Genomic DNA, 12,369 nt, shown 5'->3' on the forward strand with positions numbered 1-12,369 from the left:
CTAAAATACCAAATCAACCGCAACAGTTATCACATCGTTATCTTGATTTGATAAGTCATTATCCAAACGGCTCCAATCAACTTTGAAAGCTGCAGAAGGGTGAAAATCATAACGAGCGCCTATCGTCACGGTACTTGTATCATTGTGTGTAGCTTTGAGCGCCCCATTCACCGCATCTTTAATTAGCCGAGAGTTTGGATTACTTGGGTCAATCGATACTCGAACCTGATTACCATTTGCCAAAGTAATAAACTCTGGCACTTGATTGAAACGACTATCTGGGTGAGCGTCATCATTTCGCTCATACGTAAGGTGAACGAGCCAGTCATTCATCCTATAGCCAAAAGAAACATAATACTGCGTTTGCTCAGGCAACAAACTATTGTCTACTTCTATTTCTGTATACTCTCCATCAAACAGGAAGTTGTTATAGTCAATTGCAAAACCCAGCCCAATGAATGTCCCGCTATCTTCATTGATCAATAAGTTATTGTAATCATTTTGCAAGTTATAAGTCTTCAAAGCATTAGATAATCCAGACAATGAAGGTGAGTTTGCCAAGCTAATCGTGGTTTCGGCTACCACATAAGAAGCACGTAAAGTTAACCAATCTTTAGATAAGGTCCAGTTGATGGCACCAATATCATTGAGTTTACCTTCATCTTTTCCTGTAATTGCACGGAAATCTCCTTCAAAACGACCATAAACTGCCTGCGTTGTAGAGTCCCAGTCGCCCAGTTGCGATGTATAAAGTAAACTAATTCCAGTTGGAGTTGAAAAAGCAAAATTGTAGACAGATTGAGGTGGACGGATCCAACGATATGCAAAACCTACTTCCAAAAAGTCTGAGTATCGGAACAATGGCAAGCGCATTTTTCCTGCACTTAGCCTCAAGTTGTCGTTTATGTCATAGGAGACATACGCCCATTCAAACTTAGCATCGTAGTCTTCAGAGCCTCGCGCGATGATTTGGGCAGTTGCACTGATCCCATCACCTAAATCTGAAGAAACTTGAACAGCAAACATACTTTCTGGACTAAATGATACTTCATCTTCATAGCCAAACATTGCCATATTATTGTCAGAAGCTTTGCCTGCAACAATTGAAGCAAACCCATTTATACGTAAATCAGAAGCGTACGACACGCCACTGAATGCACATATCAGCGCCATAGCGATTAATCGTTTTTTCATAGTGTCATCCCAAGTGATAATTAACTAACCATCAATATCATTTTGAGTATAGGAGTGATTTTCGCTTGGTACGTAATAAAGCCTTAAAATATTCTGTGCTTTCAATACGCTTTGCGAAGATAATGTAGGACTTGGGTAAACTTAGCGAAGATTTTTGCTTGAGAAAAACAAAGCCCTTAGTAAAAAGGGCTTTGAATAGAGACTTTTTATAACAACGTTAACTCAGTTTGCGCAACAAGCCTTGGGTATTTTGTCGCATCGTATTTGCGACCATTAAGTAGCCAATCATCGCGACAAACCCAGCGCCAGTAGCTGGGCCTAGTATCCAAACGTATGGGTGCATCTTTCCATCAACGTCAAACAATTGCTGCTGAATGACCAATAAAGTGACATCGCTAACCAGTGCAGCGACTAAACCTGCAGTTGCACCTAACAACAAAAACTCATACAACGTTGCTAATTTAATCAACCGGCCTTTTGCACCTAATGTACGCAAAATAACAACTTCTTGCATCCGCTCGGCAAGGCTGGCTTGTACTTGAGAGACTAAAACCAAAGCCCCACTCACAAGCACGATCCCAAGCACAAAACCGATTGCCAAGGATACTTGGGCAATGATTGACTGTGCTTGCTCTAAACGGCTTTTAATATCAATCATGCTGATCGTTGGGTAACGCTGTAGCATACGACTTATAGCCTGAGTGTGGGTTTCATCTAATTTAGCGGCACTAAAATATGTAACAGGGATCTTACCCGCCATGTTAGGACTTAAGATCATCACAAAGTTAGGCTTTAGTGTGCCCCAGTCGACGCTTCTAAAGCTGGTAACAACGGCATCAAAGCGTTGCTCATTAACTAAAAAGCTAATTGTATCACCAAGTTTCAAACCTAAGCGCTCTTGCCAACCTTCAAACACAGACACTTCTATTTGCTCGTTGCCACTATTGCTATCAAACCATTCGCCTGACGTAATTTCATTACCGTCTGGTAAGTCTGTTAGCCAAGTTAAGTTCGGTTCACGATTAACGCCTTCACGCTCCCCTTCCCCTTGCTCTTCTCCTTCTTGTCGAGACACCCGACGCGCCAACTCTTCACCATTGATTGCATCTACACGCGCATTAAAAACAGGAAAGAAATCTTCATGGAGAATATTGTTCTGTGCAAAAAACTCCCCTAGCGGTTGAACTTCATTTTGACCGATATTGATCAAAAACATATTTGGCGCATCTTCAGGAACTTGTGTTTGCCAATCAGATATCAAATCGTTTTTCAGTACCACTAAAAACAGCATTAGCTTAATTGCTAGCGCAAAACTAATGAGCTGAATCGCATTAGCATTCGCACGTTTTTGCAAAGTAGCAATAGCTAATGACCAACTTGACCCTGGGCTTAAGCCTAGCTTTCGACCCGCACTAAAAATAAGCCTTGAAAGGGCAAATAATACCGCAATTACCAATAATGTAGAGCCAAACAAAATCACTGTTGTAAGCAGCTGTTGGCTAAACATCCACATCAATAAAAATATGGTGACAAGTGATAAACTCATATGAATGCGGCTTAATGCCAGCTTATCACCCAGATTGCGACGAAGTACTCGCAGCGGTGGAATATCGAACAAGTCTAACAACGGCTTTAATGAAAACATCAATGCACAGACTACTCCGATAAACACTGACAGTAACCAAGGCCTAGCGCCCGCAGCCGGTAATTCTGCGCCCATAAATTTAGCTAAGTACTCTGCCCCAACATGCTGCAGAGCAAAACCTATTAACAATCCAACCGCAATTGAAAAGCCCGTAACCAGACTCAGATGTAATAAATAAATATTGCGAATAACACGACGACTGCCACCGAGCGTTTTCATCATTGCAACCGGATCATATTGTCGCTCACAATACCGTTTTGCTGATACGGCCATTGCTACTGCCGCAAGCATAATCCCAAATAATCCTGCAAGTAATAAAAAGCGCTCGGCGCGCGCCAGGTTATCCCCTAGAGGTGACTGTCTATCTTTGATCCCTTGCCAAGACTGATTGGCTTTGAGATTAGGCTTGAGCCACGTATAAAAATCAGTAAGTTGCTGCTCTTCTCCCGCAAATAAAAGCCTGTGAAAGACTCGGCTACCGGGCTGAACCGCCTTGGTTGCTTCAATATCATCATAACTCAGCAAGACCCTACGATTACCTGCAAGGGAGAAAAACGGCGCATCAGGCTCATTTACCAGTACTTTCTCGACATGAAAAAGGCCAGCACCAAGCTCCACTTTATCCCCTACTTTCAAGCCAAGACTATAAAACAGCCCTTCGCTTAACCAAATGTTTCCCTTTTCAGGTGCTCCTCTTACCTCGTAAGGAGCGCTATTCAAGCTATCTTTTAGCGTAACTTGACCACGCAAAGGATACTCAGGGGATACCGCTTTTACCGACCCCAAAACAAGTTCATCATTGGCAAACAACATAGAATCAAAGTACAGCATTTTTGCCGTTTCAAGGCCATACTCGCTTCCTTTGGCTAGAATATGCGGCTCAAATGCATGGTTACTAGACAAGCGTCTATCAGCGGCAATAAAGTCACTGGTTTTTTGCTCAATATTCAATCCAATTCGTTGCGTAACAGACGATAAGCTAAAAACAGTAAGTACAGCCAATGCGATTGCTGCAAAAATGATAGTAAGCTCGCCTCTGCGAAACTCCCTACTAAACAATTTAAATGCTAATTTAACCCACATACGCAGCAGCTCCATCACGGATCGTTTCTAGTCTTCCTGCTTCGATATGAATGATCCTATCGCATTGCTTGGCTAGCTGTTCATCATGAGTCACTAAAATCAGGGTGGTACCGTTTTGCTTATTTAAATCAAATAAAAGTTTCTCAACAAGATGGCCGTTTTTACTGTCCAAATTTGCCGAAGGCTCATCTGCAAACAGCAACTTTGGTGAGCCAATGAATGCTCGTGCAATTGCAACACGTTGCTGCTCGCCCCCCGATAATTGCGAGGGATAGTGGTCTAAACGATGCGATAAACCAACCTTTTCAAGTAACTCAAGCGCTTGCTGCTTCGCATTGCTGTCACCAGCAAGCTCTGCTGGTAGCATCACATTTTCCAAAGCGGTTAAGCTTTGCACCAACATAAAAGATTGAAACACAAACCCCACTTTTTTAGCTCGCAATTGCGCACGAGCTTCTTCGCCTAATTCACTTAATTTTTCACCATCGATACTTACGTCACCATCGCTTGCAACATCTAGCCCCGCCAGCAAACTAAGTAGGGTTGATTTGCCAGAACCAGACGCACCAACAATCGCAACAGACTCCCCCGACTTGACAGAAAAATTGATATCACTGAGGATAGTGAGCTCGCCTTCTAGGGTATTTACAGATTTTGTAAGCCCAGTGACATTAATGATATTTAACTGAGAAAGTACTGACATGACACGTTTCTTCCTAAAATTTTTAGTTTGTTTGACGCTTGTGCTTCAGCCTATTTGCAGTCTTGCTAAAGACAAAATCATGATTATTGGAGATAGCTTAAGCGCAGGCTATGGTGTTGAACAAGCACAAGCGTGGGTTAATTTGTTACAAAATAAATACGATGCAAACCAAAAACCGATCGAATTAATTAATACTGCGATAAGCGGGCAAACGACAGATAATGCTTTATTAAAAGTCGACGCATGGCTGAACGCGCATAAACCGAGTCATGTGCTTATTGAGTTAGGTGGCAATGATGGCATTCGAGGGTTTCCGGTAAAATTACTAAAAAAACACCTTACAGAACTCGTCACTAAAAGTCAGCAAGCGGGTGCTCATGTAGCTCTAATGGAGATCCATATTCCTCCTAACTTGGGGCCTCGTTACACCACAATGTTTACTAAAAGCTATGAGCAAGTCAGTAATAAAACCGGCGCGTACCTGATGCCTTATTTTATGATACCGATAGCAGTGAAGCCTGAGCTAATGCAAGAAGATAACTTGCATCCAAACACTGATGCACAACCTTTAATTAGAGACTTTATGGAAAAGGAAATTGACGTTTGGCTGCAAAAAACCCAAGGCAATTAGAGAGAGTTAAAAAGAGATAGGGAAGTAGTATTGAAAAGGATTATCCAGCTCTATCATTTTATCAATGACGGAGCTGGTTACAATGGCATATTATGCCGTTATTTGTGTCAGCCATCTAATAAAGCTTCTTGCTTCACTTGCAGTTGAGAAACGGGTATTTTTTGAACCGGTTTTATCTGCAAAAATAACATTGCTTTTATTGACTGATATTGACAGCACAGGCTGCGCAATTTGGATCAGAGATCCGTTATATTCATATGACATAGAAAACTCACAATTTTAATGCCAGTAATTATCTGGCTTTTTTAATATACAAGCTTCACTACAGTTTTGACGATATTCCCAATGATAAAGGTCTTTTTTAAGACAAGTTCCAACAAGGGTTGCTGGCTATTCGGTCGCCGTACAATAATTCAGCTTTCATTTTTTAATGCTGGCTTACTGGATCAGGGTAAGAAAGGACATTACTAGCGGCTCCTACAACAAAGAGCATGGCTAAGCGATGAAGTATACCTCTAATTTCAACTTCATTACAAGCAGTAAATCACACTTCTAGTAAAACATCCTTTGCGCGCCAGCTTTTGCTTGTTACTACAATCCCGTTACTTTAGACAGGTGAGTACTCAAGCTTAACTCTATTTGATGACTAGGAGAGCGTATTTCAACCAGCGCATCATCAAAATCTCCTTTACTAAAATGATTATAAATATTGTTTGATAACGCATAAGGCTCACTTGGCATGCCTAAAAAAGGGAAAACCATTCGATCAAGCTCCCCATCGCTATCTTTATCATGAATAACATTAATGGCGTATCTACCCGCGGGCAAGTTGTCAAAAACCACAGGAGTAAAGGGGTTTTGCGGAGGTACTATTTTTTTAGCAAAGAAGTTCGCTTGCGGATCGTTAATATTTAAGTCTGCGTGATAATCAGCACTATTATCATAAACCATGACGAGTAATTGCCCTTGTTCACTGTCAACATTACTGATTTTTACTACCAGTCTAGTTGGCTCACCAATCAAGGTGTTAACACTTTGCGAACTTGTTGACTGACAAGCACTTAAAAGCACTGTAGCCACCAACGCCACTGCCTTTTTATGCATCTCTACTTCCTTATAAATGTTTATTGTCTGTCCAATTTAGCAGCCAAATGCGGCAATAAATACTATTTAGATACGCTCTTTTTGTAAAAATGTGTAGACTGATGACACATACTCAACTGATTCCTTACTTATCCGAGTTTTAATAATGAGTAAACCTTGTATCTCGATACATTATTGCGTTTTATGTCAATGGCTCTTGCGCAGCGGCTGGTTAGCGCAAGAACTCTTAAGCACATTTTCTAGTGAACTACAGCAAGTCTCGCTCGTGCCAGCCTCAAAAGGTGTATTTAAAATATTTTACGATGACGAGTTAATTTGGTGCAGAGAAAGCGATGGTGGCTTTCCTGAGGCAAAAATATTAAAACGCAGGGTTAGGGATAAGCTCGACCCCAGCCGTAACCTAGGTCATATTGATAGCTAAGTCCCGATAGTGATTGATTATTAAATAACATTTAGTTAATTTAATTAAACTTAACCTGCTCAATTAAACAGCCTAAATTAAATATACATTCACCGCTATTTTGCAATAGAAGTGATTTGCTGATATAACAAGATAAAAAAGGTACATCCATCTATTGGATTAAATAATAAAAATGAAATTCAGTTTTAGCCATTTTGAATTCGATTGTGAAAGTCTCGTACTTACCAACAATGGTAAAGTGTTCTCGCTCAACGAAAAACCAGCCAAATTGCTTGCCCTACTTCTAATGGAGTCAGAGCGTATTCACAGTAAAGACGAAATTTTAGAAGCCGTTTGGCCAGGTCGAACAGTAACAAATCAAGTGGTCTTTCAAAGCATTGGTCACTTACGAGCGCTTTTTGGAGACGATGCCATTAAAACATTTTCTCGCAAAGGCTATCAATGGCAATTGCCTCTCACCCTTGTCACTGAAAACAGCACACCCACAGAAGCACCCACAACTCAACTGGATGAGGTCTCAGAGCAGGTAGATACACTCACTCCTCCCTCTACAGAAGAGCCGGTAGCCGAAATCAGCAAAAGTGTAGCTAAAAATAAGGCTATTTTACCTATAACCGTTGCTGCGGCTTTGGTATTAATAGCAGCAGTTTATTTTTTAGTTTGATAACTTTTATACCAATTGCATTAAATTGGTGATCAGATATTGCGACAGATAAATGGCTTAGTAACAAGGCAAATATTTTTCTATGTAGTTATTCTACATGAGAAATATTTAACGCAGTTAGTGAGTTATTTAGCTCGCTAGAATGATCAATGTATAATAAAATTGGTATTAGTTTAACTCTCACTGTGTAAGTGAAGCTCAAGGAATTGTAAGGAAAGCTATGCTGAGAGCAGAAAATTGTGGATTGTTGGTCATCGATATACAAGGAAAGCTCGCCAAAACGGTTGCTCACAGTAAAGACCTTATCGCTCAAACTCAAGCACTTATCCTCGGCTGCAAGGCGCTTGAGATACCAGTTATTTGGCTAGAACAAACACCAGACAAACTGGGCGCAACGACACCTGAAATAGCACAGCTACTGCAACCTGGCAAAGCTATTACCAAAACAACATTTAGTGGTTATGCAAATTCAGCGTTTGTACAACGACTGACCAATGAGAACAAGCAACACTGGATACTTTGTGGTATTGAAGCACATATTTGCGTTTACCAAACCGCTTGTGATCTGCTCAGCCAAAACTTAGGTATCGTACTGATCGAAGACGCAATTTCATCTCGAAACTTAGCACATAAAACACTGGCATTGACGAAGTTACAGCAACTTGGCGCGCAAATTAGTAACGTAGAAATGTGCCTATACGAACTACTTAGAGACTCCCAGCACCCAAAATTCAAAACAATATTAAATTTAATCAAATAGCACGACCAATGCCAAGCTGGCTAAATTAGGAGTGAACTTCTCATTCGTTTGCAAGCTCAACCGCTTGGCTATCAAGTACCGCTTGCAAGGCTTCATCCATTTTTTGTATAAAATCATGTTTAAAAGGGTATTTATTCAGTGAATCTTTTACATAACCAATATGTGCGGTTCGGCGCAGCACAACTCGGTCTTCAACGATGGTGCTGAGCTCCAATTCCGGATGCAAACGTTTAACATTTCTCAAACCAAGTAACGTAGATAATCTATCGTTGACGTAGCAATCAATACGCTTTTTAGCCAACTTTATGACATTAGAATAAGTGTCTTTATTTTCCCAAAGCTTGATTTTGCCCTGCTTGCTGGCTTGGTCGAGCACATCGTCTAAGATCATGTACCCAGCATTTAATCCAACATTGATTGGGTTGACAGTGGTATCTTTTGTTTCGATGTTTGCCAACGATATACCCGTATTGCAAAAGGCAACCACAACTTCCTCAAGCAGAGGAACCGAATAGGGCCAAATAAAAGGTCTGCGTTTTATATGTTTGTAGGGCGGCATGAGCGCAAAGGCATCACCATGTTCAAGCGCAGCTACCCCTCTTTTCCAAGGAACAGGATGAAGTTCAATTATATATTTATCATCCATCAACCTCGCTGCTTGCTTAACCAAGTCAACATAGATGCCAGCAGGCTCGCCATTATTCACGTATGTGTACGGCGGGTAACTCTCATCAACGAGAATTGTCACACGGTGTTGTGGTTGTGCATATACATTCGAAAAAGCACTTGTATACAACACCCAAATTACAAGCTTAAGGGAGCAAAAAATTACTGCTTTCGTCACGCTGATATTCACATATTGCCTCTCATCAGTCTTTCGATACTACCAAACACCAATACCTAACCCGCAGTGTAGCTCATTATTGGCCTTCTCTTATTTACCTATACAGTAAATTTAGATAACAGCGCTTCTTGCTCATGTGCATGCTCGGCCAGTTTATCACTGGCACAATATTGTTTATCAGCAAAACTCCCCACCTCAACACTAATATCATTTATATGGTTTGTGTTCTTATTAATTTCTTCAATCACAACACTTTGCTGTTCAATCGCAGTTGCAATTTGAATATTGCGGTCCATTAACTCTTTAACAGATTCTGTGATCTCATTAAGCATGTCAGTTGCATGCTCGGTTTGCTCTACACATAATTGCGTTTTATCTCGGCTACTGCCCATTGATTGCTGCACTTGACTCGAAGAAGCTTGAATTTGATCGATCATAGACTTTATTTCTGTCGTCGACTCTTGTGTTTTTGACGCCAAGGAGCGCACTTCATCAGCGACCACTGCAAACCCTCGTCCTTGCTCACCAGCACGAGCGGCTTCAATTGCGGCGTTCAGCGCCAATAAATTAGTCTGCTCAGCAATACCATTAATAACCGAAAGAATGTTCTCAATGCTCTGGCTATATTCAGCTAATTGCGTACTTAGCACATGAGATTGATCGATATCTTGTGCTAATGCGGTTATGTGCTCCTTAGCCTGCAAGAAAACATGTTGTCCCTCTAAGGTTTTATCATTAACTTGCGTTATAGAGCTTGCAGCCTGTTGTGCATTGCCAGCTATTTCTGTGGATGTGGTGCTCATTTGGTGCATCGCAGTAGCTAAGCTGTCTATCAGCATAACCTGCTCGTCTAGTTTTTTCATAGAATCGCTAGATAACTGTTTAGCGGAGTCACTACTGCTTACAACTTCATCTGCACGCTCTTTAACACTGGCCACCAAGCGACGCAAAGAGGCTAAAAATAAATTAAATTGTTGGGCAACAACGCCACACTCATCCTCATTTACAATGTTTAAACACTGAGTTAAATCCCCACCGCCGCTGGCAATTTCAGTAATAGCTTGCTCTAAATCTTTTAACGGTTTAAGTAGGTGTAGGGCTAATGCTCTAACACACACAACGCCAAGCGCAACAGCTATTACGGCAATAATGAACGAGTTAAGCGTAATATCGAACAAGGTTTCATAGGCTAGAGATTTATCAATTAATATAGCCAAATACCAATCCGTACCATACTGATTGGCCAGTTTATGTAGATAAAAAAGCTTAGTCCCCTCTTTGGTGTTCACTTCATTTAACTGTCCCACTTGCGAAATAGATAGATTTGCGTCAATACTATCAATGTCTTCACCATTAAATTGAGGGTTTTGGTGGGTAATGATTTTGCCATCGCCCCCCACTAAAAACGCATAGCCTGTATTGTCAAAGTTAACCGCATTGACACTTTTAGCAATCACATCCAGGCTCAAATCACCACCAATCACCCCCTGCAATTTTCCATTTGCATTAATTGGTGAAACAACGGAAAGCAATAATTCCCCCGTGGCAGCATCCGCATAAGGACTCGTAAAAACGGTTTTTTGTTCATTTTTTCCGAGTTGGTACCACCCTCTTTGTCGAAAGTCTACGTTGGGAGGATTTTGCCTATTTGGATCATTAGAGCGTAGCTGTGATTCGTTCGCTAAAGTGCCAAAAGTAAGCAGAAACTCTCGCTTCAAAAACGGCGTGTTTATTTTCTCATTAAACTTATCAACGCTAAACTCTTGCTCTAATTGGCTTCTTATAACGTTGACCTGATTTGCTTTAATAGTCAGCCAGTTATCGATACTGATAGCCAACAGTTGCGCACTGTCACTGACATATGCTTGTGTTTTTGCACGAACCGAATCGCTAACAAACCAATAAGTAGATATGGTAGTCACGGAGATGATCAATAAAATCACTATCGCAGAGGTCACTGAGAATTTTGTACGGATCTGCATTTTAGCCGCCTGAGCAAAAATCAACCGAATTTAAAAAGTGTTGACTATAATTCGATGATTAGCAACTATCAAAAATCAAGACTATGCGACTTACTCATAGCTATTTTATTGTCTTAATTACAGTTGTATGCACGTTTGCCAGCCCAGCAGTAAACGCTACAGAACGAACAGTCACAATGGCTGACATTGAAGCTTTAGAAGCCCAGCTTGCCGAATTAAAAGCAAGATTTTTAGCACAAAGTAGTAATACAACCTCAGCGACAAGCACATCACGCAGCGAGCCTGCTTCGCTCAAACCACAGCAAACTAAAAAGCCTCCAGTCTCCGATGAAACGACCCAAGTAGATGCTTATGCAACCATTCGACCGACATTTGGGCTCATTGATAACCAAGCACAAAGCAATTGGGATGTTCGTGATGCCTTGTCACACGCTGGCTTTAAGGTAAGTCATGAGTTTAAACCAGGTTGGTCGGCACAACTGCATGGCGAGTGGGGAATTGACCTTGCCAATGAAGGAAATTTTGGTAAATCTCGACGAGCATACACAGCCATCTCCACCCCCTATGGTCGATTTGGCATTGGTAAACAAAGGCCAGCTCAGTATTTATTTATCGCAGAGTATGTTGATATTTTTAATCACTCTAGTAGCCCGTTTGCATATGACCCAGAGAGCATTTTCTTCGTAGATAATCTACTAAGCTACCGCTTTGACTCAGGCCCGCTTACCTTTGTCGCTGTGGGTCAGTTTGATGGCTCAAAAGGCGATAAACAAACCGACTTGTTCAATGCCGGCCTAAGCTATGATGCCGATGGGCTGCATGCGGCGTTGACATATCAACAAAACGACATCTATGACAGCACCGAGCAGCTTGGACAGAACCGTATTTGGGCAGGATCCTTGGCATACCAGTTTACCAAACGGTTATATGGTGCACTTTCTTATCAGGGCAAAGACTACGAACGTAACCAAAATACGTTATCCCGCAATGGGCATACCTTCGACTTATCATTCGCTTACCAACTGGCCAAACATTACAAATTAAAAACTGGCATTTTCGAGTTTGATGACGGTTACGCCAGCACAGATCCCAATAACCATAGCTTTGATGGATATAATATCACTTTAGAGTGGCTACCAACTCGTCCGCTGCGGGTCCACCTAGAGTATTTAAATAAGTCGTTTGAACATCAAGATGACATGCAATCTATCTCAGTAGGCTTTCGGTACGACTACAAACAGCAATGGCAATATTAAGTTACAACCGTTGTGGCGTAATGCCAGAGCGCGGCGTTTTTGACAGTATGCACGCAAAGGCGATTATAAGATAAAAGGGGTG

The 12,369-nt window shown here is 41.3% G+C and carries 12 protein-coding genes; 5 read left to right on the top strand and 7 right to left on the bottom strand.

Annotated features, from left to right (window positions below; all coding sequences use genetic code 11):
- The 3 genes from GDK41_RS19400 to GDK41_RS19410 form a co-directional block, all read right to left on the bottom strand.
- Window positions 1-1,194, bottom strand: coding sequence for a porin (locus GDK41_RS19400; RefSeq protein WP_152088122.1), 1,194 nt, complete (start codon window positions 1,192-1,194; stop codon window positions 1-3).
- Between the two features lie 217 nt (window positions 1,195-1,411).
- Window positions 1,412-3,922, bottom strand: coding sequence for an ABC transporter permease (locus GDK41_RS19405; protein ID WP_152088123.1), 2,511 nt, complete (start codon window positions 3,920-3,922; stop codon window positions 1,412-1,414).
- Entirely contained in the window at window positions 3,912-4,625 is a 714-nt protein-coding gene (locus GDK41_RS19410) for an ABC transporter ATP-binding protein (RefSeq protein ID WP_152088124.1), read from the bottom strand. The genes GDK41_RS19405 and GDK41_RS19410 overlap by 11 nt, the downstream gene beginning before the upstream one ends.
- On the opposite strand from GDK41_RS19410, the gene GDK41_RS19415 reads away from it, so the two are divergent.
- Entirely contained in the window at window positions 4,624-5,256 is a 633-nt protein-coding gene (locus tag GDK41_RS19415) for an arylesterase (RefSeq protein ID WP_152088125.1), read from the top strand. The genes GDK41_RS19410 and GDK41_RS19415 overlap by 2 nt on opposite strands.
- Before the next feature lie 90 nt (window positions 5,257-5,346).
- Here GDK41_RS19415 and GDK41_RS20295 read toward each other — a convergent pair whose 3' ends face one another.
- Together GDK41_RS20295 and GDK41_RS19420 are read right to left on the bottom strand one after the other, a co-directional pair.
- On the bottom strand, window positions 5,347-5,520 hold the full coding sequence (locus GDK41_RS20295; protein WP_172971687.1) for a hypothetical protein: 174 nt from the start codon (window positions 5,518-5,520) through the stop codon (window positions 5,347-5,349).
- Window positions 5,521-5,847: 327 nt separating this feature from the next.
- Window positions 5,848-6,360, bottom strand: a complete 513-nt coding sequence (locus tag GDK41_RS19420) for a DUF2141 domain-containing protein (protein ID WP_152088126.1) — start codon at window positions 6,358-6,360, stop codon at window positions 5,848-5,850.
- 145 nt (window positions 6,361-6,505) lie between these two features.
- Between GDK41_RS19420 and GDK41_RS19425 the strand changes: the two genes are divergently transcribed.
- The 3 genes from GDK41_RS19425 to GDK41_RS19435 all read left to right on the top strand — a co-directional run bounded on the left by GDK41_RS19425 (window position 6,506) and on the right by GDK41_RS19435 (window position 8,205).
- Window positions 6,506-6,781, top strand: coding sequence for a SelT/SelW/SelH family protein (locus GDK41_RS19425; RefSeq protein ID WP_152088127.1), 276 nt, complete (start codon window positions 6,506-6,508; stop codon window positions 6,779-6,781).
- A gap of 172 nt (window positions 6,782-6,953) precedes the next feature.
- Window positions 6,954-7,445 (top strand): winged helix-turn-helix domain-containing protein, encoded by a 492-nt coding sequence (locus GDK41_RS19430; protein ID WP_152088128.1) that lies wholly within the window; start codon window positions 6,954-6,956, stop codon window positions 7,443-7,445.
- Window positions 7,446-7,665: 220 nt separating this feature from the next.
- Entirely contained in the window at window positions 7,666-8,205 is a 540-nt protein-coding gene (locus GDK41_RS19435; RefSeq protein ID WP_152088129.1) for an isochorismatase family protein, read from the top strand.
- A gap of 40 nt (window positions 8,206-8,245) precedes the next feature.
- Here the strand turns inward: GDK41_RS19435 and GDK41_RS19440 are convergent, their stop codons facing one another.
- Both GDK41_RS19440 and GDK41_RS19445 read right to left on the bottom strand, forming a co-directional pair.
- Window positions 8,246-9,049 carry a substrate-binding periplasmic protein gene (locus tag GDK41_RS19440; protein WP_232056587.1) on the bottom strand — a complete coding sequence of 268 codons (804 nt, stop codon included), beginning with the start codon at window positions 9,047-9,049 and terminating at the stop codon, window positions 8,246-8,248.
- Window positions 9,050-9,147: 98 nt separating this feature from the next.
- Window positions 9,148-11,031, bottom strand: coding sequence for a methyl-accepting chemotaxis protein (locus GDK41_RS19445; RefSeq protein WP_152088130.1), 1,884 nt, complete (start codon window positions 11,029-11,031; stop codon window positions 9,148-9,150).
- A 176-nt stretch (window positions 11,032-11,207) separates the two neighbouring features.
- On the opposite strand from GDK41_RS19445, the gene GDK41_RS19450 reads away from it, so the two are divergent.
- Window positions 11,208-12,287 carry a porin gene (locus GDK41_RS19450; RefSeq protein WP_232056588.1) on the top strand — a complete coding sequence of 360 codons (1,080 nt, stop codon included), beginning with the start codon at window positions 11,208-11,210 and terminating at the stop codon, window positions 12,285-12,287.
- The last annotated feature ends 82 nt before the right edge of the window (window positions 12,288-12,369 follow it).

This window comes from Pseudoalteromonas sp. A25, from assembly GCF_009176705.1.
Lineage (GTDB): Bacteria > Pseudomonadota > Gammaproteobacteria > Enterobacterales > Alteromonadaceae > Pseudoalteromonas.

Coding starts and splice junctions, on each gene's coding strand:
- GDK41_RS19445 (WP_152088130.1), bottom strand. CDS start 11,031: ATGCAGATCCGTACAAAATTCTCAGTGACCTCTGCGATAGTGATTTTA.
- GDK41_RS19450 (WP_232056588.1), top strand. CDS start 11,208: ATGGCTGACATTGAAGCTTTAGAAGCCCAGCTTGCCGAATTAAAAGCA.
- GDK41_RS19400 (WP_152088122.1), bottom strand. CDS start 1,194: ATGAAAAAACGATTAATCGCTATGGCGCTGATATGTGCATTCAGTGGC.
- GDK41_RS19435 (WP_152088129.1), top strand. CDS start 7,666: ATGCTGAGAGCAGAAAATTGTGGATTGTTGGTCATCGATATACAAGGA.
- GDK41_RS19405 (WP_152088123.1), bottom strand. CDS start 3,922: ATGTGGGTTAAATTAGCATTTAAATTGTTTAGTAGGGAGTTTCGCAGA.
- GDK41_RS19410 (WP_152088124.1), bottom strand. CDS start 4,625: ATGTCAGTACTTTCTCAGTTAAATATCATTAATGTCACTGGGCTTACA.
- GDK41_RS19425 (WP_152088127.1), top strand. CDS start 6,506: ATGAGTAAACCTTGTATCTCGATACATTATTGCGTTTTATGTCAATGG.
- GDK41_RS19415 (WP_152088125.1), top strand. CDS start 4,624: ATGACACGTTTCTTCCTAAAATTTTTAGTTTGTTTGACGCTTGTGCTT.
- GDK41_RS20295 (WP_172971687.1), bottom strand. CDS start 5,520: ATGTCATATGAATATAACGGATCTCTGATCCAAATTGCGCAGCCTGTG.
- GDK41_RS19430 (WP_152088128.1), top strand. CDS start 6,954: ATGAAATTCAGTTTTAGCCATTTTGAATTCGATTGTGAAAGTCTCGTA.
- GDK41_RS19420 (WP_152088126.1), bottom strand. CDS start 6,360: ATGCATAAAAAGGCAGTGGCGTTGGTGGCTACAGTGCTTTTAAGTGCT.